This window comes from Marmoricola sp. URHA0025 HA25 (assembly GCF_054059435.1).
Genome location: NZ_JBSSCD010000001.1, coordinates 3,540,948 through 3,567,386, shown reverse-complemented (window position 1 = coordinate 3,567,386; position 26,439 = coordinate 3,540,948). Strand labels below are relative to the sequence as shown.

Annotated in this window: 24 protein-coding genes and 1 tRNA gene; 14 read left to right on the top strand and 11 right to left on the bottom strand. The window is 70.7% G+C overall.

What is annotated here, in order from left to right; translation table 11 throughout:
- The 3 genes from ACVW00_RS17600 to ACVW00_RS17590 all read right to left on the bottom strand — a co-directional run bounded on the left by ACVW00_RS17600 (nt 1) and on the right by ACVW00_RS17590 (nt 4,498).
- Nucleotides 1-408: a ChaB family protein gene (locus ACVW00_RS17600; protein WP_457112192.1), complete on the bottom strand. Its 408-nt coding sequence runs from the start codon at nt 406-408 to the stop codon at nt 1-3.
- Between the two features lie 101 nt (nt 409-509).
- A tRNA-Lys gene (locus ACVW00_RS17595) sits at nt 510-582 on the bottom strand.
- 34 nt (nt 583-616) lie between these two features.
- Nucleotides 617-4,498 (bottom strand): hypothetical protein, encoded by a 3,882-nt coding sequence (locus ACVW00_RS17590; RefSeq protein WP_457112191.1) that lies wholly within the window; start codon nt 4,496-4,498, stop codon nt 617-619.
- Nucleotides 4,499-4,867: 369 nt separating this feature from the next.
- Here ACVW00_RS17590 and cspE point away from each other — a divergent pair, with 369 nt between their 5' ends.
- The 5 genes from cspE to ACVW00_RS17565 all read left to right on the top strand — a co-directional run bounded on the left by cspE (nt 4,868) and on the right by ACVW00_RS17565 (nt 8,382).
- On the top strand, nt 4,868-5,071 hold the full coding sequence (gene cspE / locus ACVW00_RS17585) for a transcription antiterminator/RNA stability regulator CspE (RefSeq protein ID WP_028636594.1): 204 nt from the start codon (nt 4,868-4,870) through the stop codon (nt 5,069-5,071).
- A 140-nt stretch (nt 5,072-5,211) separates the two neighbouring features.
- Nucleotides 5,212-5,358 carry a hypothetical protein gene (locus ACVW00_RS17580; RefSeq protein WP_457112190.1) on the top strand — a complete coding sequence of 49 codons (147 nt, stop codon included), beginning with the start codon at nt 5,212-5,214 and terminating at the stop codon, nt 5,356-5,358.
- 150 nt (nt 5,359-5,508) lie between these two features.
- Nucleotides 5,509-6,126, top strand: coding sequence for a DUF47 domain-containing protein (locus ACVW00_RS17575; protein WP_457112189.1), 618 nt, complete (start codon nt 5,509-5,511; stop codon nt 6,124-6,126).
- Between the two features lie 3 nt (nt 6,127-6,129).
- Nucleotides 6,130-7,134: an anion permease gene (locus tag ACVW00_RS17570; RefSeq protein WP_457112188.1), complete on the top strand. Its 1,005-nt coding sequence runs from the start codon at nt 6,130-6,132 to the stop codon at nt 7,132-7,134.
- 345 nt (nt 7,135-7,479) lie between these two features.
- Nucleotides 7,480-8,382, top strand: a complete 903-nt coding sequence (locus tag ACVW00_RS17565) for a hypothetical protein (protein WP_457112187.1) — start codon at nt 7,480-7,482, stop codon at nt 8,380-8,382.
- Nucleotides 8,383-8,538: 156 nt separating this feature from the next.
- On the opposite strand, the gene pstB is transcribed toward ACVW00_RS17565, so the two are convergent.
- The 5 genes from pstB to ACVW00_RS17540 all read right to left on the bottom strand — a co-directional run bounded on the left by pstB (nt 8,539) and on the right by ACVW00_RS17540 (nt 13,474).
- Complete coding sequence (pstB, locus tag ACVW00_RS17560; RefSeq protein ID WP_457112186.1) at nt 8,539-9,318, bottom strand: phosphate ABC transporter ATP-binding protein PstB; 780 nt, start codon at nt 9,316-9,318, stop codon at nt 8,539-8,541.
- A gap of 11 nt (nt 9,319-9,329) precedes the next feature.
- On the bottom strand, nt 9,330-10,400 hold the full coding sequence (gene pstA / locus ACVW00_RS17555; protein WP_457112185.1) for a phosphate ABC transporter permease PstA: 1,071 nt from the start codon (nt 10,398-10,400) through the stop codon (nt 9,330-9,332).
- Nucleotides 10,397-11,332, bottom strand: coding sequence for a phosphate ABC transporter permease subunit PstC (gene pstC / locus ACVW00_RS17550; protein ID WP_457112184.1), 936 nt, complete (start codon nt 11,330-11,332; stop codon nt 10,397-10,399). Before pstC ends, pstA begins: the two co-directional genes overlap by 4 nt.
- 22 nt (nt 11,333-11,354) lie before the next feature.
- On the bottom strand, nt 11,355-12,452 hold the full coding sequence (pstS, locus tag ACVW00_RS17545) for a phosphate ABC transporter substrate-binding protein PstS (RefSeq protein ID WP_457112183.1): 1,098 nt from the start codon (nt 12,450-12,452) through the stop codon (nt 11,355-11,357).
- A gap of 122 nt (nt 12,453-12,574) precedes the next feature.
- Nucleotides 12,575-13,474, bottom strand: coding sequence for an NUDIX hydrolase (locus ACVW00_RS17540; RefSeq protein ID WP_457112182.1), 900 nt, complete (start codon nt 13,472-13,474; stop codon nt 12,575-12,577).
- 42 nt (nt 13,475-13,516) lie between these two features.
- On the opposite strand from ACVW00_RS17540, the gene ACVW00_RS17535 reads away from it, so the two are divergent.
- The 5 genes from ACVW00_RS17535 to ACVW00_RS17515 all read left to right on the top strand — a co-directional run bounded on the left by ACVW00_RS17535 (nt 13,517) and on the right by ACVW00_RS17515 (nt 17,941).
- Nucleotides 13,517-14,590 carry a hypothetical protein gene (locus ACVW00_RS17535; RefSeq protein ID WP_457112181.1) on the top strand — a complete coding sequence of 358 codons (1,074 nt, stop codon included), beginning with the start codon at nt 13,517-13,519 and terminating at the stop codon, nt 14,588-14,590.
- A gap of 89 nt (nt 14,591-14,679) precedes the next feature.
- Nucleotides 14,680-15,522: an SAM-dependent methyltransferase gene (locus ACVW00_RS17530; protein WP_457112180.1), complete on the top strand. Its 843-nt coding sequence runs from the start codon at nt 14,680-14,682 to the stop codon at nt 15,520-15,522.
- A 39-nt stretch (nt 15,523-15,561) separates the two neighbouring features.
- Nucleotides 15,562-15,813 (top strand): hypothetical protein, encoded by a 252-nt coding sequence (locus ACVW00_RS17525; protein ID WP_457112179.1) that lies wholly within the window; start codon nt 15,562-15,564, stop codon nt 15,811-15,813.
- Nucleotides 15,810-17,192, top strand: coding sequence for a class I adenylate-forming enzyme family protein (locus ACVW00_RS17520; RefSeq protein ID WP_457112178.1), 1,383 nt, complete (start codon nt 15,810-15,812; stop codon nt 17,190-17,192). Before ACVW00_RS17525 ends, ACVW00_RS17520 begins: the two co-directional genes overlap by 4 nt.
- Nucleotides 17,189-17,941, top strand: a complete 753-nt coding sequence (locus tag ACVW00_RS17515; RefSeq protein ID WP_457112177.1) for an SDR family NAD(P)-dependent oxidoreductase — start codon at nt 17,189-17,191, stop codon at nt 17,939-17,941. Before ACVW00_RS17520 ends, ACVW00_RS17515 begins: the two co-directional genes overlap by 4 nt.
- A gap of 15 nt (nt 17,942-17,956) precedes the next feature.
- Here ACVW00_RS17515 and ACVW00_RS17510 read toward each other — a convergent pair whose 3' ends face one another.
- The gene (locus ACVW00_RS17510; RefSeq protein ID WP_457112176.1) at nt 17,957-20,146 is read right to left on the bottom strand and encodes an RNA degradosome polyphosphate kinase; all 2,190 of its coding nucleotides are present in this window, start codon (nt 20,144-20,146) and stop codon (nt 17,957-17,959) included.
- A 52-nt stretch (nt 20,147-20,198) separates the two neighbouring features.
- Here ACVW00_RS17510 and ACVW00_RS17505 point away from each other — a divergent pair, with 52 nt between their 5' ends.
- From ACVW00_RS17505 to ACVW00_RS17495, 3 genes are all read left to right on the top strand, one after another.
- On the top strand, nt 20,199-21,248 hold the full coding sequence (locus tag ACVW00_RS17505; RefSeq protein WP_457112175.1) for an alpha/beta hydrolase: 1,050 nt from the start codon (nt 20,199-20,201) through the stop codon (nt 21,246-21,248).
- 177 nt (nt 21,249-21,425) lie between these two features.
- Nucleotides 21,426-22,730 carry a carboxypeptidase-like regulatory domain-containing protein gene (locus tag ACVW00_RS17500; RefSeq protein WP_457112174.1) on the top strand — a complete coding sequence of 435 codons (1,305 nt, stop codon included), beginning with the start codon at nt 21,426-21,428 and terminating at the stop codon, nt 22,728-22,730.
- 248 nt (nt 22,731-22,978) lie between these two features.
- A complete protein-coding gene (locus tag ACVW00_RS17495; protein WP_457112173.1) occupies nt 22,979-24,310 on the top strand; it encodes a carboxypeptidase-like regulatory domain-containing protein in 1,332 nt (443 codons plus the stop codon).
- Between the two features lie 57 nt (nt 24,311-24,367).
- On the opposite strand, the gene mshD is transcribed toward ACVW00_RS17495, so the two are convergent.
- Together mshD and ACVW00_RS17485 are read right to left on the bottom strand one after the other, a co-directional pair.
- Nucleotides 24,368-25,276, bottom strand: a complete 909-nt coding sequence (gene mshD / locus ACVW00_RS17490; protein WP_457112172.1) for a mycothiol synthase — start codon at nt 25,274-25,276, stop codon at nt 24,368-24,370.
- Complete coding sequence (locus ACVW00_RS17485; RefSeq protein ID WP_457112171.1) at nt 25,273-25,989, bottom strand: winged helix-turn-helix transcriptional regulator; 717 nt, start codon at nt 25,987-25,989, stop codon at nt 25,273-25,275. Before ACVW00_RS17485 ends, mshD begins: the two co-directional genes overlap by 4 nt.
- Before the next feature lie 126 nt (nt 25,990-26,115).
- On the opposite strand from ACVW00_RS17485, the gene ACVW00_RS17480 reads away from it, so the two are divergent.
- Entirely contained in the window at nt 26,116-26,418 is a 303-nt protein-coding gene (locus ACVW00_RS17480; RefSeq protein ID WP_457112170.1) for a MoaD/ThiS family protein, read from the top strand.
- The last annotated feature ends 21 nt before the right edge of the window (nt 26,419-26,439 follow it).

Sequence of the window (26,439 nt, the reverse complement as noted above, 5' to 3'; positions counted from 1 at the left end):
TCAGCCGCGGCTCTTCCGGGTCTCGCGGTCGTTGGCCCGCTGGATCGCCTCGACCAGCTCGCCCTTGTCCATCCTCGAGCGGCCGTGGACGTCGAGGCGGCGGGCGATGTCCCTCAGGTGCTTCTTCGAGGCGTTCGCGTCGACACCCTCGGCGGTCCTGCCGCGACCGCGGCGCGCAGCGGACCCGGACCTGGCGGCCTGCCGGTCTGACGGACCCGACTCCTCCTTCGGCTCCCAGTGGTCGCCGACCTTCTCGAACTCGTGCTTGAGCGCGCTGAAGGCGGTGCGGTGGGCGCGCTCACCCTCGCCGTACTGCTCGACCGCGGCGTCGTGGGCCTTGCCCCACGTGCGCTGCGCCTTGCTGGGGGAGCGCTCGAGGGTCGAGGGCATCTCCTTCTTGGCAGGCATCGAGGATCACCTCCCCGCCGGCTGACCGGCAGATCGCGTCTGTGGACCGGCTCGTACCCCGCGCGGTCGTGCGCCATGAGCCACCGCCGTGCCGTGATCGGTGGGCCCCCCGGGGATCGAACCCGGAACCCGCGGATTAAAAGTCCGCTGCTCTGCCAGTTGAGCTAGAGGCCCGTCGTACCGGCGGCAGCCTAGCCAAGCCGAGCTGCTACTCGTCGCCCTCGGTCTCGTGGCCGAGCGCCTGGTAGTGCTCGACCAGCTCCACGAACTGGGGGCCGTCGACGTTGCGCGCCGAGATCGTGGCCGGCTTGGCGTTCGGGGCGCGGACGATCGCCTTCCAGGCGCGCGAGGTGGGCCGGCCGCGGAAGGTGATCTCCGTCTCCGGGTCCCGGAGGTCCCAGCTGACACCTCGGGTGCCGCGCGAGATCTCCAGCACGCCGTCGCTGACCGACACGATCGGCGGCGACCAGTTGAGCAGGGCCCACCACGACATCATCGCGAGCAGCGTGAGCCCGGCCGCGCCGAGGATCGCCTGGCCGCTGCCCTCCGACACCGCCCAGAGGATGCCGAGGACGGCGCCCACCGAGAAGATCGTGAACAGCGTGCCGAAGACGTAGCCCATGACGTTGCCCGGCCGGAACTCGACGAAGCGCGGGACCGGCTCGGAGGACTTCGCCCGGCTCGAGGTGCTCGCGCGGCGCGCACTCGGCAGGCTCGCACGCGCCGCAGGGGCGGGTACGTCGGCACGCGCGGCCGCAGGCCTGGACTCCGGTGACAGCACGGGGGAGGTCATGTCGGCGTCCGGCGCGGAAGACGCGGCGGCGGCCCGCGGGGCCTGGGGTGCGGCGGCGCGTCGGGCGCGTTCCTGGGCCTCGCGCTCCCACTGCTCCTGCTCGCGCGCGAGGCGCTCCTTCTCCGCCCGCTGCGCCGCGATCCGCTCCTGCTGCTCGCGCATGGCGGCCTGGCGGCGCTGCTCGCGCTCCTCGGCCTCCAGACGCTCCTGCTCGGCCTTCTCCTCGGCGAGGCGCTCCTGCTCGAGCCGCGCGGCCTCGCGGCGGGCCTCGAGCGCAGCCAGGCGCTCGGCCTCGGCCCGCTCGCGCTCGAGCCGCTCCTGTGCGGCCCGCTCCGCCTCGAGCGCGGCGACCCGCTCGGCCGCCTCGCGCTCGGCGGCTGCACGCTCGGCGGCCACCCGCTCGGCCTCGGCCAGCTCTGCGGCGACGCGCTCGGCCTCCGCACGCTCCGCGGCGAGCCGCTCCTGCTCGCGACGTACCCGCTCGACCTCGGCCTGCTCGGCAGCCAGGCGCTCGGCCTCCTCGCGCTCGCGCGCGATCCGGAGCCGCTCGGCCTCCTCGGCTGCGAGACGCTCGCGCTCGACGCGCACGGCCTCTGCCCGCTGGGCGGCGGCCTGCTCCTCGGCGATCCGCGCCGCCTCGGCACGCTCCGCCTCCAGTCGTTCCTGCTCGGCCTTCTCCGCGGCGAGGCGGCGCTCCTCGTTGCGCAGGACCTCGAGCCGCTGCAGCTCGGCGAGCTCGGCGGCAGCCCGGATCGCCTCGATGCGCTCGCGCTCCGCTCGTTCGGCGACCAGGCGCTCTGCCTCCAGGCGGAGCCGCTCGAGCCGCTCGTCCTCCGCGTGCTGGGCGGCGGCACGGTCGGCCTCGATCCTGGCGGCCTCGCGTTCCTCGTCCGCGAGCCTCTTCTTCTCGGCCTCGATCGCGGCCATCCGCAGGCCTTCGAGCCGTTCGTCCTCGGCGCGCTGGGCGGCCGCGCGCTCGGCCTCGACCCTGGCCGCCTCGGTCTGCTCGGCGGTGAGGCGCTCCTCCTCGGCGGCCAGGGCCGCGAGGCGCAGGGCCTCGAGGCGGACGTCCTCCTCGTGCTGTGCCGCGGCCCGCTCGCGCTCGATGCGCTCGGCCTCCGACCGCTCCCGGTCCAGGCGATCCTGCTCGGCGGCGATCCCGGCGAGGCGCACGGCCTCGAGGCGCTCGGCCTCGGCCTGCTGTGCCGCCGCCTGCTCGCTCGCGATCCGTTGGGCCTCGCCGGCCTCGGCCGCGAGACGTGCCTGTTCTGCGGCCTCCGCGGCGCGGCGTACCCGCTCGAGCTCCGCGGCCTCGCGGCGAGCCCGCTCGAGGGCCTCCGCCCGCAGCCGCTCGGCCTCTGCCCGGGCAGCGAGGAGGCGCTCCTCCTCGGCCCTCAGCTCGGCGAGCCGGGCCTCCTCACGCCGGCGGGCCTCCTCGCGCACGGCTTCGAGGCGCAGCCGCTCCGCCTCCTCGGCGGCCAGCCGGTCGAGCTCGGCCTGCTCCGCCGCCTGACGCGCGACCTCGGCTGCCTCGGCTTCGCGCCGAGCTCGCTCGGCCTCCTCGGCAGCGAGGCGCTCGCGCCGTGCCCGCTCGAGCGCAACCAGGCGCTCACGCTCGGCCTCGTCCGCCGCGGCGCGCTCCGCGGCAATCCGCTCGGCTTCCCGGCGCTCGGCCTCGAGCCGTGCAGCCTCCTCGGCGGCGAGGCGCTCGCGTTCGGCTTCTTCGGCGGCGAGGCGCTGGCGTTCGGCTTCTTCGGCGGCGAGGCGCTGGCGTTCGGCTTCTTCGGCGGCGAGGCGCTGGCGTTCGGCTTCTTCGGCGGCGAGGCGCTGGCGTTCGGCTTCTTCGGCGGCGAGGCGTTCGCGTTCGGCTTCTTCGGCGGCGAGGCGTTCGCGTTCGGCTTCTTCGGCGGCGAGGCGCTGGCGTTCGGCTTCTTCGGCGGCGAGGCGCTGGCGTTCGGCCTCTTCGGCCGCCGCACGCTCGGCGGCGATCCGGATGGCCTCCTGGCGCTCGGCCTCGAGGCGTGCGGCCTCTTCGGCGGCGAGGCGCTGGCGCTCTTCCTCCTCGGCTGCGAGGCGGTGGCGCTCGGCCTCCTCGGCCGCCGCACGTTCGGCGGCGACCCGGATGGCCTCCTGGCGCTCTGCTTCCAGGCGCTCGGCTTCTTCGGCGGCGAGCCGGTCGCGTTCGGCTTCTTCGGCGGCGAGCCGGTCGCGTTCGGCTTCTTCGGCGGCGAGGCGCTCGCGCTCGGTCTCTTCGGCGGCGAGGCGTTCGCGCTCGGCTTCTTCGGCGGCGAGCCGGTCGCGTTCGGCTTCCTCGGCGGCGAGGCGCTCGCGCTCGGCCTCTTCGGCGGCGAGGCGCTCGCGCTCGGCACCGGCTCGCGCGTCCTCCGCGCGCTGGGCAGCCAGTCGAGCACGCTCGGCCATCTCGGCGTCGTCCCGCTCCTGGTCGAGACGGCGTCGTTCTGTGCTCTCCGCGTCGAGGCGGTCCTGCTCCGGATCGGCTTCGGCGCCGAGCGCCGAGCTGAGGAACTCCGCAGGCGGGGCGCCGCCGTCCACCTCCCGATCCCAGCGTTCGTCGACGACGTGCTCGACCGGCGCGGCATGCCCCAGCGACGGGTCATCGGTGTCGTCGACCGGGACGTCGAGATAGCTGCCCAGGAACTCCTTCGGGTCCTCGACGGCCGGCTGCTCCGACGTACGCCGCCGGCGACCTGCCCGCCGACGCCTCTTCGACGGTGACGCCTCGGCCTCGGCGTCCTCGACCGGGGTCTCCTCGGCGGCGGGTTCCTCGACCACGGGTTCCTCGACCACGGACTCCTCGACGGGGGTCTCCTCGACGGGGGTCTCCTCGGGCGGTGCCGGCCGGAGGTCGGCGTAGTCCTCGGCCCAGGTGGTCACCCGCGGGCCCACCTCGACGGGCTCGGCGTCCGGTCCCGGTTGCGCGGCGGCGGACGCCTCGAGTGACTGCGTGTCTGCCGCCTCGTCCGCACCGGGCTCACCGCGTTCGCGCCGGGCGCGCCGGGCGAACAGTCGGCGGCGCGGCGGGAGGTCGTCCTCCCCAGCCGCCGCGAGCGCCTCGTCCTCGTCGATGGCCAGGCTGAGCAGCGCGAGGGGGTCGGCCGTCGGCTCCTCTGCGTCCGCCGCCGTCAGTGGGTGGGCCGCCGACTCCTCGTCGAGGTCCTCCAGGCCCTCCGACGCGATCCGGAGCGGATCGATCAGGCCGGTCTCCGGCGCAGCGCTCTCGGAGGTCTCGGTGGCCTCGTCAGGGATGGGGTCGCTCGCGCGGCGTCCACGTGCCACGACCCACCCCTTCCTGCTTCATTCGGTGCCCGAGGAACGGCGTACATCTGCACTCGAACCCTCGCATGCCCTGCCTTCAGGTTGCCGGGGTTCGGAACGAATTGTCGCACTCCGTCCCCGTAACCAACCCCAACGACACAGTCCGCGAATCGGCACGGGCCGGTGATCGGGAGGCGCCGGCTCGTGACAACGGCGTCTGAGTTGGTAGTGTCATTCCTGCAGATGCGAGTTCCAGCAGTACCTACGCTTGTTGGAGTTTGTGATCCAACGGCGTTTCTTCTCTTTGTGAGGCGGGACGACGTATCACTGCATCTGTGGAAGAGGCAACCGAGGTGGTCGTCTCTCGCCCCAATAAGGAGAATTACCAGCATGGCTCAGGGCACCGTTAAGTGGTTCAACGCCGAGAAGGGCTTCGGCTTCATCGCACAGGAGGACGGCGGCGACGACGTCTTCGTTCACTACTCGGCCATCCAGTCGCAGGGTTACAAGTCGCTCGACGAGAACCAGAAGGTCGAGTTCGACGTCACGCAGGGCCCCAAGGGCCCGCAGGCGGAGAACGTTCGCGCCATCTGATCGAGTTAGACCAGTCAAGGGGCTTCGACCAAACGGTCGGAGCCCCTTGTGCTTTGGGTGTAGGAAGTTTCCAGCACGCTTGCCAGGGGGACACTGGTGGCACTGAGGATCGCCGGGGGAAGAGACAAGGAAGGCCCGTCGTGTCCACTGACCCGTTCGACGTCGAGCTCGAGGACCCCGAGCTCCTCGACGAGGTCGGCCTGACCGCCAGCCTGATGGTGGCCGCGAACCAGTGCGAGGGTCGGCTCCCGCAGGACGAGATCGACCGGCTCCTCGGCCTCGGCTGACGCCGTACGACCTCACGTCCGGGCGCCGCGACGATGGATGCCGCTACGCTCGACCCGGCTCCTGCACTGCGAAGGGGTCCGGCCTGTGGCCGCGCTCGACGTACCGCCTAGCATGTGTGCCGTTCTGATCCTGCTCTCCTGGAGTTCACCGTGGCGTTGAGGTTCAAGCCGGTCGACACTGCCTTCTACACGCTCCTGACCTCGTCTGCGGCGCAGCTCGTGGACGGGGCGGCGCTGCTCGCGGAGATGCTCGGTGAGGGCAACGACCGCCAGGGCATCGCCACCCGGATGCGCGAGGCCGAGCACAAGGCGGACGAGACGACCCACGAGATCGTCCGGCGGGTCAACAGCACCTTCGTCACGCCGTTCGACCGCGAGGACATCTACGCGCTGGCCTCCGGCCTCGACGACGTCATGGACTTCATGGAGGAGGCGGTCGACCTCACCCTGCTCTACGAGGTGCAGAGCCTGCCGGCCGAGTGCGCCGAGCAGGTCGAGGTGCTCCAGCGGTGCGCCGAGCTCACCGCCGAGTCGATGCCCAAGCTGCAGGCGATGAAGGACCTCGAGGAGTACTGGATCGAGATCAACCGGCTGGAGAACGCCGGCGACAAGAGCTACCGCAGGATCCTGGCCAAGCTGTTCAGCGGTTCGTACGAGGCCCTCGAGGTGCTCAAGCTCAAGGACATCGTCGACTCCCTCGAGCACGCGATCGACGCGTTCGAGCGCGTGGCCAACATCGTCGAGCAGATCCACGTCAAGGAGTCCTGACCGGTGGATCTCGCCATCGTCGTGACGGTGGTGGTCGTTGCTCTCGCGTTCGACTACACCAACGGGTTCCACGACGCTGCCAACGCCATCGCCACGTCGGTCTCGACCCGGGCACTCACGCCGCGGCTCGCGCTGACCCTGGCCGCGGTCATGAACTTCGTGGGGGCGCTGCTCGGCCAGGAGGTCGCGCACACGGTCAGCGACACGATCGCCGTGCCGAGGGGCAACCACGGCCTGATCATCGTGCTCGCTGCGTTGCTCGGGGCGATCACGTGGAACCTGATCACCTGGTACTTCGGGCTGCCCTCGTCGTCCTCGCACGCCCTGATCGGGGGCCTCGGCGGCGCCGCGATCGCCGCCGGCGCGACCGTGCACTGGAAGACGATCCTGGACAAGGTCGTGATCCCGATGGTGATCTCGCCGGTCGTGGGGTTCATCGCGGCATTCCTGGTGATGCTGCTGATCATGTGGGTGTTCCGGCGGCGCAACCCGCACAAGGTGCAGCGCGGCTTCCGGCTGCTCCAGACCGTCTCGGCCGCGGCCCTGGCACTGGGCCACGGGCTGCAGGACGCCCAGAAGACGATGGGCGTGATCCTGCTGGCCGTGATCGCCGCCGGCTACTACCCGGCGGACCAGCAGAACCTGCCGCTGTGGATCGTGATCTCCGCGGCGTCGGCGATCTCCCTGGGCACGTACTCCGGCGGCTGGCGGATCATGCGCACCCTCGGCCGGAAGATCATCGCGCTCGACCCCCCGCGCGGCTTCTCGGCCGAGTCGGTCGGTGCGGCCGTGCTCTACACGACCGCCTTCGTCTACCACGCACCGATCTCGACGACCCACACCATCACCTCGGCGATCATGGGCGCCGGCGCCACCCGGCGTGTCTCGGCCGTGCGCTGGGGCGTCGCCCGCAGCATCGTGACGGCCTGGGTGCTCACCTTCCCGGCAGCCGGAGCCGTCGCGGCGTCCGTGTACTTCGTGCTGAAGGTCGTCTTCCGGCTCCCCTGACCCGGTTGATGGCGGGGGTCCCCGCGGGGTCCCCGCTGGGCTGGGGCGTGGTCGCGCCGCCGGACATGCGAATGTCGCTGAGGGGTCAGCTGGTCAGCACGCAGGCCCCACCCGCGACATCTGCATGTCGGCGTACGGGGCCACCACTCGGCTGCTGGCCGCCCGTCGCCTCCGGCGGTGGAATGGTCGGCCCTCGCTCACGGGCATGCAATTGTGACGCGAGGGGTCGGGAGCGGACCCAGAGGCAACTCCTGCGACATTCGCATGCGCCTGTGCGAGCGCGCGTTGCACGAACCCCTGTGGATTGCCCGCACGCACCCGTGCCGAGCACCGTCACCCTGAGGCATGGACCTCGTCGGGCACGTCACCGTGCTCGGTGGCGCGTGCTCGCGGTCGGTCATCGTCGAGCGCTGTGGTCGGGCGGTGGTCGACAGGGCGCTGCGGGACGGCGTACTGGTGCGGGTCGCGCGTGGCCGGTACGCACTCCCGTCCGCGAGTGCGGCCGTGAGGGCGGCTGCGGCGGTGGGCGGGATCCTGTCGATGCGCAGCGCGGCCCAGCATCACGGGTGGGGCCAGAAACGGGTGCCTGACCGACCCGATGTGACGTTCCCGCGGACGCACCACCTGCGTCCGACCGCCCGACTGCTCGTCGTTCCGCACTGGTCGGACGTCGCACCCGAGGACATCGTCGATGGTGTGACCGGCGTTCGCCGGACTCTGGTCGACTGCATGCGGATGCTGCCGCTCGAGGAGGCGCTGCCGATCGTCGAGAGTGCCCTGCGAGCCGGCGACGTCACGCTCGCCGAGCTGCGGCGGATCGCTCCCGCGATGCGTGGGCGCGGCCGGGCCCGGGCCATGGCGATCGCATCAATGGCCAGCAAGAAGCCGGCGAACCCCTACGAATCCACGTTGCGAGCCATTGCCGCGACCGTGCCCGGCCTGAACGTGGAGCCGCAGCGGCCGATCCGACTGTCGGCGAGCCTGGTCCTGCACCCCGACCTGGCCGACGTCGACCTAGGGATCGTGATCGAGGCGGAGAGCTTCGCCTGGCACGGGGAGACCGCTGCGCTCACCCGGGACTGCGCCCGCTACAACGCGTTCACCCTGGCCGGGTGGCTGGTGGTGCGGTTCAGCTGGTACCAGGTGATGTTCGAGCCGGCGTACGTCGTGTCGGTGCTGGAGACTGCCGTCAACCTCGTACGCCGACATGCGAATGTCGCGCGCGGGTCGCCTGGGCGTGCCGCATGACGCACCTGCGACATTCGCATGTCCGGCTGCGCACCGGCTGCGCACCGGCTGCGCACCGGCTGCGCACCGGCTGCGCACCGCCCACACCGGCGCCGCACCCGCAAGCCACTGCAACCCCGGCGACTGCCGCACGCCACCGGCGCCCCCCGGGGCGACTCAGCCGAAGCGGCCGGAGATGTAGGCCTCGGTGGCCTCCTCGTCCGGGACGCTGAAGATCTTCTTGGTCGGGTTGAACTCGATGAGCCGGCCCGGCTTGCCCGCACCGGCGAGGTTGAAGAAGCCGGTGTCCTCGGAGACCCGGGCGGCCTGCTGCATGTTGTGGGTGACGATCACGATCGTGTACTCGGCCTTGAGCTCGTGGATCAGGTCCTCGATCGCCGAGGTGGAGATCGGGTCCAGGGCCGAGCACGGCTCGTCCATCAGCAGCACCTGCGGCTCGACGGCGATCGCGCGGGCGATGCACAGCCGCTGCTGCTGCCCACCCGAGAGCCCCATGCCGGGCTTGCGCAGGCGGTCCTTGACCTCGTTCCACAGGTTCGCGCCCTGCAGGGCGCGCTCCACGACGCCGTCGGCGTCCGACTTCGACAGCTTCTTGTTGTTCAGCCGCAGGCCCGCGAGGACGTTCTCGTAGATGCTCATGGTGGGGAACGGGTTGGGACGCTGGAAGACCATGCCGACCATCCGGCGCACCTCCACCGGGTCGATCGTCGGCTCGTAGAGGGACTGGCCGTCGATCATCACCTTGCCCTCGACACGGGCTCCGGGGATCACCTCGTGCATCCGGTTCAGCGTCCGCAGGAAGGTCGACTTGCCGCAGCCCGAGGGACCGATCAGCGCGGTCACCGACCGTGCGGGAATGGTCATCGAGACACCCTCCACGGCGAGGAAGTCGCCGTAGTAGATGCTCAGGTCGGAGATGTCGATGCTCTTGGCCATGGTCTTTCCTCTCAACGCCCGGTCTTGGGGGCGAAGAACTTGCCGGCGATGCGCGCAACGAGGTTGAGCGCCAACACGATGACGATCAGGATCAGGGCGGCTCCCCAGGCCATGCTCTTCAGGATCTCGGGGTCGCTGCCCGGCTGGGTGTAGCTGGAGTAGATGAACACCGGCAGGCTGGCCATCTGGCCGCCGAACAGGTTGAAGTTCACCGAGTCGGTGCTGCCGCAGATGATCAGCAGCGGGGCGGTCTCGCCGATCACCCGGGCGATCGCGAGAGTCACGCCGGTGATGATGCCTCCCGCAGCCGTCGGAAGGACCACCTTCGTGATGGTGCGCCACTTCGGCACGCCGAGCGCGTACGACGCCTCGCGGAGGTCCGCGGGCACGAGCTTGAGCATCTCCTCGGCCGACCGGACGACGATCGGGATCATCAGCAGCGACAGGGCGACGCCGCCACCGAGCCCCATCTGTGTCCCGGGCCCGAAGAGCAGCGAGAACAGCGCGTAGGCGAACAGGCCGGCCACGATCGAGGGGATGCCGGTCATCACGTCGACGAGGAAGCGGATCCAGCGCGCGAGCTGCGACCGGTCGCCGTACTCGACGAGGTAGATCGCGCTGAGCAGGCCGATCGGCACGGAGATGACCGTCGCCGCGAGCGTGATCAGCAGGGTGCCGACGATCGCGTGGTAGATGCCGCCGGGCTCACCGATCACGTTGCGCATCGACCAGGTCAGGAACTTGCTGTTGATCGCCGGCGACCCCTCGCTCACGACCTTCCACAGCAGGGACACCAGCGGGATCAGTGCGATCAGGAGCGCCACCCACACCAGCGACGTCATCAGCCGGTCGGTTGCAGCCCGCGCGTTCTCGACCGCTCGGGACCACACCGTCAGGCCGACGAGGTGGAGCACGATCGCGAGCGCGACGATGCCGGCCAGGTTCCAACCCAGGGTCAGGCCGACGAGGCCGGCCGCGGCGCCGGCGATGCCCGCGGCGATCAGCGGCGCGTAGCTGGGCAGCCGCGGGTGGCGCAGCGGGACATGGGTGTGCTCCTGCGGGGGAGCGGCGAGGTCGGTCATCGTGCCCTCCCCGGCTCGCCGCGCTCGATGATCGCGCGGGCGGCGAAGTTGACGGCGAACGTGATCACGAACAGCACCAGGCCGGACGCGATCAGGGCGTTGCGCTGCAGGCCGGTCGCGTCGGAGAAGGTGAGCGCGACGTTCGCGGCGATCGTCGAGGGGTTCGTGCTCGAGATCAGGTCCCAGGTGACCACGCCGCTGGCGGAGAGCACCATGGCGACGGCCATTGTCTCGCCGAGCGCGCGGCCGAGTCCGAGCATGGCCGCGGAGACGATGCCCGAGCGTGCGTAGGGGAGTACGGCGAGCCGGATCATCTCCCAGCGGGTCGCACCGAGCGCGAGCGCGGCCTCCTGGTTGAGCCGCGGCGTCTGCACGAAGATCTCCCGGGAGATCGCCGTGATGATCGGCAGGATCATGATCGCCAGCACCACCGAGGCGGTGAGGATCGTGCGGCCGGTGGTCGAGGCCGGGCCGTCGAAGAACGGGATGAAGCCCAGGTGGTCGGCGAGCCACTGGTAGACCGGGACCAGTCGCGGGCCCAGGAAGCCGATGCCCCACAGCCCGTACACGACGGAGGGGACGGCCGCGAGCAGGTCGACGAGGTAGCCGATCGCGACGGCCAGGGTCCTCGGAGCGTAGTGGGAGACCGACAGCGCCACGCCGAGGGCGAGCGGCACCGCGATCGCCAGCGCGATGATCGCGGCGACCAGGGTGCCGAAGACGAGCGGCGCCACGTAGGTGAAGAAGTTCGAGTGGCCCTTGAGGTCCTCGGCGTGCGCACCCAGGGCGGGCAGCCCCTGGGCGGTGAGGAAGATCGCCACGCCGGCCAGCGCGACGAGGATCATCACGCCGGCGGCTCGAGTGGTGTTGGCGAAGACCAGATCGCCCAAGCGGCGCTTGGGCGATCCGGTCTCCGTCGTCGTGGTCGTCACGGGAGTGGTTGGCTCTCGTGGCTCACTTGGCCGAGATCGTGTTGATGATCTCCTCGGCCTTCGACTGCAGGGTGGCGGGCAGCGGAGCGGAGCCGGCGTTGTCGGCCGCCTCCTTCTGGCCGTCGGTGCTGACGACGTACTTCAGGAACGCCTTGACCAGGTCGGCCTTGTCGCCGGAGTAGGTCGGGCACGCGATGAGGTACGACGTGAGCATCAGCGGGTAGGCGCCGGCCTCGGTCGTGGTCCGGTCGACCTTGACGGCCAGGTCGCCCTCGGTGCGGGTGTCGTCCAGGGGCGAGACCTCGAGCGCCTTGGCGGCGCCCTCGGCCGAGGGAGCGACGAACGCGTCGCCCACCTTGATCGACGCGACGCTCAGGTCACCGACCTGGCTCTCGTCGGCGTAGCCGATGCTGCCGGCCCCGGCCTTGATCGCGGCAATCATGCCGGAGGTCTGGTTGGCGGCTTCCCCGGACTTGATCGGCCACACCTTGTCGGCGGGGTACGTCCAGGCGCCCTCGCCGGCCTTGGAGAGGTAGTCGGTGAAGTTCTTGGTGGTGCCGGACTCGTCCGACCGGTGCACCGGGGAGATCTTGGTGTCCGGCAGCTTGGCGTCGGGGTTGTCGGCCTTGATCGCCGGGTCGTCCCACTTGCTGATCTTGCCGTCAAAGATGTCGCTGACGGTCTTCGCGGACAGGTTCAGCTTGTCGACCCCGTCGACGTTGAAGGCCACCGCGATCGGGCTCACGTAGTCGGGGACCTCGAGGGCGTTCACGCCGCCGCAACGCTGCTTGGCGGCGTCGACCTCGCCCGCGGCCGGGTCGAGGGCGGCGTCGGAGCCGGCGAAGTCGATCGCACCGGCGTTGAACTGGGTGACGCCGGCGCCCGAGCCGGACGGGTCGTAGTTCACGGTGACCTTCGAGTTGTCGGTCTGGAAGCCGGCGCGCCAGGCCTTCATCGCGGAATCCTGTGCGCTCGAGCCGGCACCCTTCAGCGTGCCGCTCAGCGAGCTGCTCGAGGTGCTGTTGCCCTCGTTGCCGGCGCCACACGCGGACAGCGCAAGGCCGAGGGTGAGGGCGGCGACGCCAGGGGCGGCGATGCGGCGAAGGACGGTGCGGTTCACTTCGATCTCCTGTTGTCTTCAACGACTGGACATCGCCGAAGGTAGGAATCCGAGATGACACGCCCCCGGTCGCAACGTGAACGGAAGGTGAACGCCAGCCGCCATCTTGGCCGCGGAGGTGCTCAGCCGGCGAGGTGGCGCTCCACCGCGACGACGCGGCCCTTGCGGTGGTGGCAGACGACCATCTCGCCAGGCGCCAGCGGCTCCTCGGCGACGCCGAGCGCGGCCAGGATGTCGGGCAGCACTGGCCGGTGGCTGCACAGCACGGCGCTCTCCTTCTGGGCGAGCAGCATGGCGACGGTCTCGGTGACGGACTCAGGGGTGGCGTCCGCCTCGTCGACTCCGGGGGCCGGCTCGATCTCCAGGACGTGGTCCTCGGCGTACGCCGCGACGGTCTCGACGCAGCGCCTGCTCGGCGAGCTGAGCACCCGGGTGACGCCGTACGCCGACAGCATCGGCACCAGGCAGTCCGCCTGGGCGAGACCCTCGGGAGTCAGCGGACGCCGCTCGTCCGGGCCGTCCCAGGTCGACCGCTTCTGGGCTCGCGCGTGGCGCAGCACGATCAGCGCCGAGGTGCGCTTCGGGTGCCGCTCGACGAGGTCGAGCAGCGCGGCGTCGTCGGCATAGGTCAGCATCCGGCGGGCCTTGTCGAAGCCCATCCAGGCGACCTGGTCGATCTCGGAGTTCGCGGCGTACGCCGAGACGTCGGGGTCACCCATCACCCAGCCGGTCCAGTAGTGCACCTGCTTCGTGCGGCCACCCGAGACCCGGTAGGCCTGCACGGGCAGCGGCCGGCCGAGACGGATCTCGACCCCGCTCTCCTCGACCACCTCGCGGACGGCGGTCGCCGTGACGTGCTCGCCCGGATCCTGCTTGCCCTTGGGCCAGGCCCAGTCGTCGTACTTCGGGCGGTGCACCAGCAGCACCTCACCGCCGTTCGCCCGGCGCAGCACCAGCGCACCTGCAGCGACCACGTCGGGCACCGGAACGGCGCCCGGAGCGCCGAGGTCGGTCGAAGCCATGCGACTAGTCTTCCCGGCAGTCGAGCAATTGGGGAAGCCGCATTGAGCACTCGTCGCCGCGTGGTCGTGTTCACCACCGTGGTCGTCCTCGTGCTGGTCGCCGTCGTGGCGGGCCGCAAGGTGTGGCACGACGCGCACCGCAGCCGGCTCAGCGAGGCGCTCGAGGCCGTGCCCAAGGGCACCCTGCGGCTCGCATTCACGGACTGGGGCGCGGTGCGCAAGGAGCTCGGCGTGCCCGACCAGGCCGCTCCGAGCGCGGGGACCATCGACAAGCTCACCAACAATGCCTACGACAGCGACCTCTCGGCCGCGTCCAGCATCGACGAGTCGACGACCGCGCTGCAGGAGCACTTCGGGTTCTCGCCGGCGACCGTCGACTGGGAGGCGTACGCACAGTCGCGGGCGGGCGCCACGATGGTCGTGCGCGTGCCCGACGGCTTCGACCTCGACAAGGTCACCGGTGACCTCGAGGACCTCGGGTTCACCAAGCCGGCGTCGGCCACCGGGGTCTGGAAGGGTGGTGTCGACCTGGTCGCGTCGATCGACCCGTCGATCACCCCCGAGCTCCAGTACGTCGCCGTGCTGGCCGACCGCCACCTGGTCGTGACCAGCGACACCGAGGACTACGCGAAGCAGGCGGCCGCCGCTGCCGACGGTCGCGCCGACTCGCTCGCCGACGTGGGCTCCACCCGCGACCTCGTCGGCAAGCTCGCCGAACCCGCGGCCGCCATGCTCTGGACCCGCGACTTCGCCTGCGAGGACCTCGCGATGTCCCAGGCCGACGAGGACGGCCAGGCCCAGGCGGAGACGCTGGTCACGAAGGCGGGCGGCGTGCACCCGCTGTCGGGACTGGTGATGGCTATGGCACCGGACCGGACCCTCACCGTCGGTGAGCTCTTCGAGAGCTCCGGGCAGGCCAGGGACGACCTGAGGCCCCGGGCGCGGCTCGCGGTCGGCGAGGCGCCGGGCCGGGGCGGCAGCTTCAGCGACGACCTCGAGCTGATCTCGTCGCGCACCGACGGGTCCGCCGTACTGCTCCGGCTGCGCCCGAAGGAGAAGTCGGGCTTCGTGCTGTCCGCGCTGGACAACGGGCCGGTGCTCTTCGCGACCTGCTGAGCCGTCCGCCGGTGTGCCGGACCGGGCCACCGGAGCCGCTGAGGTGGTGTACCTTGCGACGATTCCCCCTGACGACGGAAGCATGAGGAATGGCCGACGAGACCTCCAGCAGCCACGAACCGGCCGCGCACTACAACCGGGTACACGACGCGTGGCGCCTGATCATGGGCGAGGAGTTCCACTACGGGTACTTCTCGACTCCGCAGACGCCGCTCGACGTGGCGACCGGTGCGCTCACCGGTCAGATGCTCGACCGGGCGCGTATCGCCCCCGGCGACCGGGTGCTCGACGTCGGGTGCGGCACGGGTCGCCAGGCGTGCGATCTCGCGGACAAGCACGGCGCGGACGTCCTGGGCATCACGACCAGTGACAGCGGTGTGGACGCCGCCCGCGCCCTGGCCGCGGAGCGCGGTCTGTCGGGCGCTCGGTTCGAGAACAGGGACGGCACCGACAACGGGCTGCCCGCCGCATCGTTCGACGTCACGTGGGTTCTCGAGTCGTCCCACTTGATGCGCGACCGCGCGGCCCTGCTCGCCGAGTGCGCGCGCGTGCTGGCCCCCGGCGGGCGCATCGTGCTGTGCGACATCATCCGGCGTCGCGAGATCCCGTTCCTCGAGGTGAGGGATCGCCGTGAGCAGTTCGCGACGCTGCGCGCAGCCTTCGGCGATGCCCACATGCATCCGCTGGACTCCTACACGTCCACGCTGGAGCAGCTCGGCCTGACCGTGACCGACAGCACCGACATCACGACGGAGACGCTGCCGACGTTCGCGGCGTGGCGCGCGAATGCCGAGCGACACGAGCCGACGTTGCTCGATCTCATCGGGTCCGAGGCCGTCGACGACTTCGTCCGGTCGACGCACATTCTTGAGGCCTTCTGGCACGACGACACCCTGGGTTACGGAATACTTGCCGCAGCCAAGCCAGCCTGACCCGGTCCGCGTGGGCCGTGATCATCGAGAGGAACCACCGTGGAGACGGACCTCAGCACCGTTCAGGGCGTCATCGAGACGTTTCTCGTCCGCGCGAACAAGAGCCTGGACGGTCTCACCGGCAGCACCACGCTCTGGGGTGACGGCCTGATGCTCGACTCCCTCGAGGCTGCAGAGCTCTCCGCGACGCTCGAGGACACCTTCGGGACCGATCCCTTCTCCTCGGCCGAGGAGATGCCCCAGACCGTGGGCGACATCCTCGCGTTCTACGAGGTCTCCTCGAGCGCATGATCCTGCTGCTCGAACGAGCCGCTGCGGATGCGCCCGACCACCCCGCCGTGGTCACCGGCACTGCCACCACCACGTACGCCGACCTCCTCACGGGTGCACGGCGGGTGGCGGCCGGACTGGTCGCGCGCGACCTGGGCCGGTTCGCGATCGTCGAGTCCGATGCCGCCCTCATCCTCCAGCTTCTCGCGGGAGCCGCGCTCGTCGCGAGCGAGCCGTGCCAGTACCAGGCGGACATCGCGCCGGCGGAGCTCGCCGACCAGGCGGGAGCGCTGAAGCACGACGTCGTGGTGAGCAGGCGCACCGACCTGGCCGGCCCGTTCGTCGTCCTCCATCCCGACGAGCTCGCCGCAGCGGAGGCCGATGACCGTCCGGCGCCGGACGGTGCGCAGCCGCTGCTGATCCGCACGACCGGCACGACCGGCGTACCCAAGGCAGCGCGGCACGACTGGACGATCCTGGCGCGGACGGTCGAGAAGGTGCAGCCCCGCCCGGAGCAGCGCTGGCTGCTGGCCTACGGCCCGCACCAGTTCGCCGGCCTGCAGGTCCTCCAGCACGTGCTCGCGAGCCGGGCCACGCTGGTGGCGCCGTTCCCTCGCCAGCCGCGCGACGGCCTGGACGCACTGCTGACGGCGGGCGTGACCTGCCTCAGCGCCACCCCGACGTACTGGCGCTTCCTGCTCGCCGAGGCGCGCGCCCGGCAGGTCGCGCTCCCGGATCTGGAGCAGATCACCCTGGGCGGTGAGGCGAGTCCTCCTGACCTCCTCGAGGAGCTGCGCACGACGTTCCCGGGCGCGCGGATCTCCCAGGTCTACGCGTCGACGGAGTTCGGCTCCGTGGCGTCGGTCCGCGACGGGTTGCCGGGCCTCGACGCCCGCTCGCTGTTCGGCGAGGCGAACCCCTCGGCGCACCTGCGGGTCCACGACGGCGAGCTGTGGGTCCGGGGGAGCGCCGGGATGCTCAGCTATGCCGACGCACCCGGGGACGGCGCGGCTCCGGACGCGGACACCGAGTGGCGCCGCACCGGCGACCTCGTCGAGGTGGTCGGCGACCGGGTGCTCTTCCGCGGCCGGACGACCGAGGTCATCAACGTCGGCGGGGTGAAGGTGCACCCGCTGCCGGTCGAGGAGCGGATCACTGCCCTGGGCACGGTCGCCGCCGCTCGCGTGTTCGGACGTGCGAACCGGCTCACCGGCGCCATCGTCGCGGCCGAGGTGGTGCCCGTCGGCAGCCCCGACGATGCCGACCTCGACGGACTGCGCGAGCAGATCCGCGAAGCCGTCGCCGACCTTCCGCGGGCCTGGCAGCCGCGCAGCGTCGCGTTCGTCGACTCGATCCAGACCCGGGGGGACAAGACCGTGAGAAGGATGGAAGAAGCGTGACCTCAACTCCAGAACCCACTGCCGTGCCCAGGGTCGTCGTCGTCACCGGCGGCAGCCGCGGCCTCGGGGCCGGCATCGTCCAGGGCCATCTCGACGCGGGCGACCGAGTGGCCACCTGCGCGCGCTCCCGGACCGACGAGGTCGACCGGTGGGAGAAGGAGTACCCCGACCGGTTCCTGTTCGGGAAGGTCGACCTGAGCAACCGCGACCAGACCACGGCATTCGTCAACGCGGTGGTCGAGCGCTGGGAGACCATCGAGGTCCTCGTGAACAACGCGGGCGTCGCGCGCGACGGGATCCTGGCGATGGCAGACGACGACGACATCGACATCGTCGTCGACCTGAACCTCAAGGGCACCCTGCACATCACCAAGCTGGTGACGCGCCGGATGCTGGCCCGCAGGCGCGGCCACGTCGTGAACATCTCCTCGATCGTGGGGCTGTCCGGCTACCGCGGGCTGGGGGTGTACAGCGCCACGAAGGCCGCGCTCGACGGCCTCACCCGGGCCCTGGCCCGCGAGCTCGGATCCCGCGGGATCGTGGTGAACTCCATCGCGCCGGGCTACCTGCGCACCGAGATGTCCCACGGCCTCGACGACGCCCAGCTCGACCAGATCGTGCGGCGTACGCCGGCAGGTCGGCTCGGTGAGCCCGCGGACATCGCCCGGATCGTGCTCTTCCTGACCGACCCGGCCAACGACTACATCACCGGCCAGGTGATCGTCGCCGACGGTGGCCTGACCGCCTGACCTGCGCCGCGGGTGCTACTTCGCCCGCCGGCGGCTGTGCTGGGCGATCAGGGTCTCCTGAAGGTCGACCATCGGCTCGTCGTCGGGCGAGGTGTTGCGCGTCCAGGTGCCGTCGGCCTCCAGCTCCCACGCCGAGGTGTGCGCGTCGAACGCGAGGTCGAGCAGAGCCGTGACCTGTTCGATGCCGCCCTGGTCGGGCAGCCGCACCAGCACCTCGACGCGGCGGTCGAGGTTGCGGTGCATCATGTCGGCGGACCCCATGTAGACCCGCGGGTCGCCGCCGTTGCCGAACCAGTAGATCCGGCTGTGCTCGAGGAACCGGCCGAGGATCGAGCGGACCCGGATGTTCTCCGAGAGGCCCGGGACGCCCGGCCGCACCGCGCAGATCGCCCGGATCAGCAGGTCGACCTCCACGCCGGCCTGCGACGCGTGGTACAGCTCGTCGACGACGGCCTCGTCGACGATGGAGTTCGCCTTGATCCGGATCCGGCCCTGGCGGCCCGCACGCTGGTGGGCGACCTCTGCCCGGATGTGCTCGATCAGGCCGCTGCGGGCCGAGTCGGGCGCGACCATCAGCTCGTCGTACGACGCGTTGCGCGAGAAGCCCGACAGGTTGTTGAAGAGGTGCGCGACGTCCTCGCCGATCGCCTCGTTGGTGGTGAGCAGGCCGAGGTCCTCGTAGAGGCGGGCCGTCTTCGGGTTGTAGTTGCCGGTGCCGATGTGGGTGTAGCGACGGATGCCGTCCGGCTCGTCGCGCACCACCATCGCCAGCTTGCAGTGCGTCTTCAGCCCGACCAGCCCGTAGACCACGTGGCAGCCCGCCTGCTCGAGCTTGCGGGCCCAGCGGATGTTGGCCTCCTCGTCGAACCGCGCCTTGATCTCGACGATCACCAGCACCTGCTTGCCGGCCTCTGCGGCGTCGACCAGGGCGTCAATGATCGGTGAGTCGCCCGACGTGCGGTAGAGCGTCTGCTTGATCGCCAGCACGTGCGGGTCGGCGGCGGCCTGCTCGAGGAACCGCTGCACCGAGGTGCTGAACGAGTCGTACGGATGGTGCAGGAGCACGTCGGACCGCCCGACCGTTTTGAAGACGTCGACCGGCGAGGCCGACTCGACGGGGGCGAGCAGCGGATGCGTCGCGGCGAGGAACGGGCGGTACTTCAGGTCCGGCCGGTCGAGGTCGGCGATGTCGTGCAGTCCGCGCAGGTCGAGCGGGCCGGGCAGCCGGAAGACCTCGGCGTCGCTGATGCCGAGCTCGGAGACCAGCAGGTCGAGGACCTCCTCGTCGATCGACTCCTCGACCTCGAGCCGCACCGGCGGTCCGAAGCGCCGGCGCAGCAGCTCCTTCTCGAGGGCCTTGAGCAGGTTCTCCGCGTCGTCCTCCTCGACCTCGAGGTCCTCGTTGCGGGTGACCCGGAACGTGTGCACCTTCACCACTTCCATGCCCGGGAACAGCCGCTTGAGGTGCTCGCCGATCACGTCCTCGAGCGGTACGAAGCGCTGGTTGCCGAGCGGCACGAACCGGCTGAAGATCGGCGGTACCTTCACCCGCGCGAAGTGCTCCTTGCCGGTCTTCGGGTTGCGCACCAGCACGGCGAGGTTGAGCGAGAGCCCGGAGATGTAGGGGAACGGGTGGGCCGGGTCGACCGCCAGCGGAGTCAGCACCGGGAAGACGCGTTCCTTGAACACCTTCTTGGCGATGCGCTGCTCGTCCTTGTCCAGGGACTCCCAGCGGACGATCTCGATGCTCTCGTCGCAGAGCGCCGGGATGACCCCGTCGCGAAACACCCGTGCGTGCCGGGTCGAGAGGTCCGCGGTCTTCTCGAGGATCTGCTGGAGCACCTCGCGCGGCATCAGCCCGGACGCTGCCTTCACGGCGACACCGGCGGCGATGCGGCGCTTCAGGCCGGCCACGCGCACCATGAAGAACTCGTCGAGGTTGCTTGCGAAGATGGCGAGGAACCGGACTCGTTCCAGCAGGGGCAGGCTCTCGTCCTCGGCCAGCTCCAGCACCCGCTGGTTCAGGCGCAGCCAGGAGAGCTCACGGTCCAGGAAGCGGTCGGCAAAGGTCAGGTCGAGGTCGTCGGCCTCGGGGACGTACGGCGGGTCCACGTCGAACGCGTCGGCGACGACGCGGAGGCTGGAGTCGAGGGGACCTTCCTCGGCGCTGGCGCCCACCGTCGAGGGGAACGACTCGATGCTCATGTGAGCAGTCTGACAGCACAACTTGAACGGGAGGTGACGTACGTTCAGGGCCATGGTCTCCCTCCCCCTGGCCGTCGAGGGCGCGGTCCTGCGCGCAGCCATGGCCCTGCCTGAGCCGGTCCAGCGGGCACTCCTGCGCAAGCCGGTCGTCATCGACGGGCAGCGGCTGGCGACGGAGACGCAGCTCCTCCTCGCGCTCCAGCGGCTGGCCGGCGAGCCGGGGCTGGCCGTGCGCCCGCTGGCGGAGTCGCGGGCAGCGGTCCGCAGGCAGTCGGCAGCGGCGGGTGGGCGCCAGCCGATCGGCGCGCTCCGCGACCTCGTCGTCGACGGTGCCGACGGGCCGCTGGCAGCCCGGCTCTACATCCCGTCCTCACGGCTCGGGCCCGACCCGGCGCCGACTCTGATGTTCATCCACGGCGGCGGGATGGCCACCGGCGACCTCGACAGCCACGACCCCGCCTGCCGCCACCTGGCCGAGCACTCTGGTGTGCAGGTGCTCTCGATCGACTACCGGCTGGCGCCGGAGCACCCGTTCCCCGCGGCGGTGGACGACTGCTTCTCGGCGTACCAGTGGCTGGTGAAGAACGCAGCCGCGGTGGATGCCGACCCCGAGCGGCTCGCGGTGGGGGGCGACTCCGCGGGTGGCTACCTCTCCGCGACGACCGCGATCCTGGCCGCCGAGGCCGGCCTGCCCCTGGCCTTCCAGCTGCTCGTCTACCCGGCCACCGACTTCGTGAACGTGTCGCGCAGCTACCGGCTCTTCGGCGGCGGCGGGTTCTACCTCGGTTCCGAAGGGATGGGACGCTGCAGCGACTGGTACTTCCCCGACCCCGCCGGACGGCATCACCCGCTCGGCTCCGTGCTGCTCCGCGACGAGCTTCCGCACGACCTCGCGCCCGCCCACGTCGTCACCGCCGGCTTCGACCCGCTGCGCGACGAGGGCGAGGCGTACGCCGACCTGCTGGCCGCGCACGGCGTCGCGGTGACCCGGAAGCGCTACCCCTCGATGATCCACGGCTTCTTCAACATCGTCGGCGTCGGTCGGGAGACCCGGGCGCTCGATGGCGAGATCGCGCAGCGGCTCGCCGAGGCGTTGCGCTAGCAGACGTCCCCCGGGCTCCACAACCGGGAGTCCGGCTCCGGTCCGCCGCCGTTCGGGCGATGACGAAGGCGACATTCGCGCTGAATCGCACGAGCTGCGGCAATTACGGTGTTCCACAGTTCCGGGACTGCTACGTTCACCGCCGCTTCCATTCTCGAGTGATTCCAAGGGGGATCCATGAAGTCTGTCTTCACCAGGTCGGCCGTCGGCCGCCGCGCCGCCGCGGGCACCGTGCTCACGCTGGCCGCCGCCACGCTGAGCCTCGGCGTCGCCGGTTCGGCCAGTGCCATCTCGACGATCGACCTGCAGGGCACCGTCACCGGCGTGGGCGGCACTCCGCTCGAAGGCATCCACGTGGAGGTGTACGACGCTGCGACGGGCGACTCGGTGGAAACGGTGCACAGCGATGCGCTCGGACACTACGAGTTCGACGACCTGGTTGCCGGTCAGTACAAGGTGTGGGTGGAGGACCACAACACCTTCGACTACGCCGACACGACCTACTACCTGGACCGCTGGTACGGCGGCACCCGGTCGATCGGGACCGCGACGCCGGTGACCGTCGTCGCGGACAGTGACGGCACCCTCAACCTCCCGCTGACGCAGGCGGGGATCGTCACCGGCACTCTCTCGGCGCCCGACGGCCACGAGTTCACCGACGGCTGGGACCTCGATGTCTTCACCTCCGACCTGAGGGTCGCGAACTACACGGTGGCGACGAGCGGGATCAACTTCAAGGTCGCGACCGACCCGGGCTCCGTGCGGATCGGAGGCGACGGCTGGGACAGCAACGTCACCGGTCCGGACACCTACTACCTCGAGACCTGGTGGAGCGGAGCGGACACCCCCGCCGCCGCGACGCCGATCACGGTTGCCTCGGGCCAGACGGTTTCCGGCATCAACCTCCGCCCGACCAACGTCCTGACCGCACGACAGGCTCCGCAGATCTCCGGGGTCGCGGCAGTCGGCCGCGTGCTGACCGCCAAGCCCGGGACATGGGCTCGAAACGCCGGCACCGAGTTCAGCTACACCTGGAAGCGCGGGACCACGGTCGTCGGCACGGGCGCGACGTACACGCCGACGGTGGCCGACTTCGGCTCCCGCCTGGTCGTGGACGTCCGCGCGGTCAACACCGACACCGACTTCAACGGGCCCGCAGTGCAGAACGCCGGCGAGGCGGTCTCGCTGCAGACCGACGTCGTCCGCTACCCGGCCGACGCCAAGGGCACGGCGAAGGCATTCGCCGGTCACAAGGTGCGGTTCGGGGTGAAGATCGTCTCGGCCAAGCAGTCGCCCGTGAAGGGCAAGGTCGTCGTGATGCGCGGCACCAAGGTCGTCCACAAGGCGGTCAAGCTCGTCAAGGGCAAGGCCGTGATCCTCGTGAACGGGCAGCCGAAGGGCAAGCAGGTCTACACGGTGCTCTACAAGGGCAACAGCCTGCTCGCGAAGGCGACGAAGACCTTCACGGTCCGCGTCCGCTGAGCAAGGACCACATGGCGAACGGCCCCGGGGCTCATCCCGGGGCCGTTTCGCGTCCCGGCTCGCCTCACTAGCAGACCTCGTCGGCACTCGACAACCGGGAGTTCGGCTCGAACGCGACGCTGTTCGGTGGATGACGAAGAGGACATTCGCGGTGAATCGCCTGACCTCGGCCATTTACGGTGCTCGCGAGTTCCGGCACTGCTACGTTCACCGCCGCTCCCATTCTCGAGTGATTCCAAGGGGGATCAATGAAGTCTGTCTCCACCAGGTCGACCGCCGGCCGACGTGCGGCCGCCGGCACCGTGCTGGCGCTCACTGCCGCGACGCTCGGCCTCGGCCTCGCGGGCCCGGCCAGTGCTGCCAACACGATCGAGCTGCAGGGCACGGTCACCGATGCGGCCGGCGCACCGCTGGGCAACGCATTGGTCAGCGTCTTCAACGCCACCACCGGCGACCCGATCGACGACATCGTGACCAGCCCGGACGGCACGTACTCGTTCGCCGCCTTGCCCGCCGGCCCCGTGAAGGTCGAGTTCGAGGCCGAGGACCCCGGGTCCTTCCCGGTGACGCTCAACTCGCCGTTGCCGCACGAGGTCCGCTGGTCCGGCGGGTCCCGCTGGTTCAAGGGAGCCGCCGTCGTCAACGTGACGGTCGATCCGGCGGCGCCCGCGACGGCGAACGCGAAGCTGCCGCTGACCGCCTCCGTCTCGGGCAACATCCGGGTCGGGGCCGACGCGCACGTCCCCACTGGTGGCGGTGGCACCTTCGGAGTGTTCCCGGTCGACAACGACGGTGATCTCTTCAGCGCCCTGTTCACGGGCGAGGGCGAGTTCACGGATGCGGCAACCGGCAACTACCGGATCGTCCTCGATCCGACCGGCCCGGTTCGCCTCTACGCACTCGGCCAGGACGCGGACGTGTCGTACCTGTCCCAGTACTGGGTGGATGCCGACACCTATGCCGAGGCGACCCCGGTCTCCCTGGCCGCGGGAGTCAACGTCACCGGCGTCAACTTCCGGCTCACCGACGCGCTGCGCGCCCGGCAGGCGCCTTCGATCGGCGGCTACCCGACGGTCGGGGTCCCGCTCTCGGCGAACCCGGGTCGCTGGACACGCAATGTCGGCACCGAGTTCTCGTACTCCTGGCTCCGGGACGGCGCCCAGGTGGGCACCGGCGCGACGTACACGCCGACGGCCGCTGACCTCGGGAAGCGGCTGACCCTGGTCGTCACGGCGGCCGGCGGTGACGGCTTCGGTGAGTACACCGGTCAGTCCACGACCGTGACCTCCGATGTCGTGAAGTACGGCGCCACCGAGAAGGTGAAAGCCAGGGCTCACGCCGGCCGCAAGGTGGCGCTCGGCATCAAGCTCGTCTCGGCCAAGCAGTCGCCGGTGAAGGGCAAGGTCGTCGTCATGCGCGGCACCAAGGTCGTGCACAAGGCGGTCAAGCTGGTCAAGGGCAAGGCCATCGTCGTGCTGAAGAACCAGCCGAAGGGTCGTCAGACCTACACGGTGCACTACAAGGGCAACAGCACGCTGGCTCAGGTCGACAAGACCTTCACCGTGCGTGTGCACAAGTGAGCTAGCACCACACGCGAACGGCCCCGGGGTGCTCCCCGGGGCCGTTTCGCTACGTGGTCAGCGCGTCGCGCCGCGGTATTGCACCTCGGTGCGCACCGTCGTGAAACCTTGCCGCTCGTACACGGCGATCGCCGGGTCGTTGTCGCCGTCGACGTAGAGGATCACCTCGTCGACCCCCTGCGTGGCCAGGTGTCGAAGCCCGACGTTGGTGAGCAGGGTGCCCAGGCCCCGCCCGGCGGCCTTCGGGTTGGCGGCGACGACGTACACCTCGCCGTACGGCGGGTCCTCGTCGCGGTGCACCTTCGTCCAGTGGAAGCCGAGCACGGGCACTTCGGGGTCGTCGTCCTCGGGGACCGCCAGGAAGAGGCCTGCCGGGTCGAACCAGGCCTCGGACACCCGCTCCCGGAAGTCCTCGTGCGTCATGTGGCCCTGCTCGGGGTGATGCGCGAACGCCGCCGCGTTGACCGCGAGCAGCGCGTCCTCGTCCTCGGGCAGGAACGTGCGGATGCGCACGCCCGGCGGCACGGTCGCGTCGGCGACCGGCAGCGAGGTCGGCCGGCTCATGATCCGCAGCTCTCGCTCCTTGGGGATCCCGAAGCGCGCCGCGATGCGGGCCGCTCCCGGGTGGTCTGCGTGGGACCACGCCTCCACCCGGTCGGTGGCGGCGAGGGCCGCCTCGGCCAGTGCGGTGCCGATGCCGTGACCGCGCGAATCGGGGTGCACCGCGAGGTCGAGGAGCTGCCCGTGCAGCAGTGCGAAGCCACCCTCGCCGAGCCACAGCGAGGCGTCGCGCAGGCCGCGGTACTTCAACTGCAGGCAGGCCTGCTCGTTGAGCGTGATGACGCCGTCGGCCGCGTCGCAGGCCTCGGCGATCCGCCTGACCTCGGCGGCCGGACCGCCGCCGTCGTCCGTGCCGAACTCGTCGACGCCGATCTGCCTGATGCCGGGGGACACTTGTCCGGTCACTGTGCGGGCACGTCCTCGTGGTCGCGTTGGGAGTCCTTCGGAGGCAGCACGAAGCGGTAGCCGACGTTGCGCACCGTGCCGATCAGGGACTCGTTCTCCGGGCCGAGCTTCGCGCGGAGGCGGCGTACGTGCACGTCGACGGTGCGCGTGCCGCCGAAGTAGTCGTAGCCCCAGACCTCCTGGAGCAGCTGCTCGCGCGTGAAGACCCGGCCGGGGTGCTGGACGAGGTACTTGAGCAGCTCGAACTCCTTGAAGGTGAGGTCGAGCGTCCGCTTGCCGAGTCGCGCGGTGTACGTCGCCTCGTCGACCACGACCTCACCGCTGCGGATGATGTGCGCCTCGGGGTCGTCACGATCCTGGGCGTCGCGACGCCCGAGCGCGATCCTCAGGCGCGCGTCGATCTCGGCAGGTCCGGCGTCGTCGAGGATGACGTCGTCGATCCCCCAGTCGGCGGCGACGACGGCGAGGCCGCCCTCGGTCACGATCAGCAGCACCGGCTGCACCGATCCGGTCGTGCGGATCAGCCGGCACAGGTCACGGGCGTGCGCGAGCTCGCGACGCCCGTCGATCAGCACCACGTCAGAGGCAGGTGCCTCCAGCAGCGCGCTTCCCTCCGCCGGGAGGATCTTCACCTGGTGGGGGAGGAGCGCGAGCCCGGGCAGCACGTCGGCCGAGGGCTGAGTCGTGCTCGTCAACAGGAGCAGTGTGCTCACGGCCCCCCTCGCTTCGCATCGGGCAGCCACGAGCACTCGAGGCTGTGCTGAACTTTGAGCTCGCTTCGCTCGCTCAAGGGTGGGCACCTCCTCCGGGGCCGACTGCGATGAGGCAGGATATCGGAGATGGGCGCGCTCACACGCCAGGCCGACTCACCAGCCGGACAGGTCCGGCTGCGGTACTGGGCCGCAGCCCGCGCGGCAGCCGGTGTCACCGAGGACGTCGTCGAGCTCTCGGAGCCGTGCACCTTGGCAGAACTGAAGTCCCGGGCGCTGGACCTGCACGCCTCGTCCGCACAGTTCGGCGCGGTGCTCGCGACGTGCTCCGTGCTCCTGGGCGATCGTCCCGTGAACACCGGCGATCCCGCGACGGTGATGGTCGCGCCGGGCGACACCGTGGAGTTCCTGCCGCCGTTCGCCGGCGGCTGACTGCGACCGGGCCACGCGACC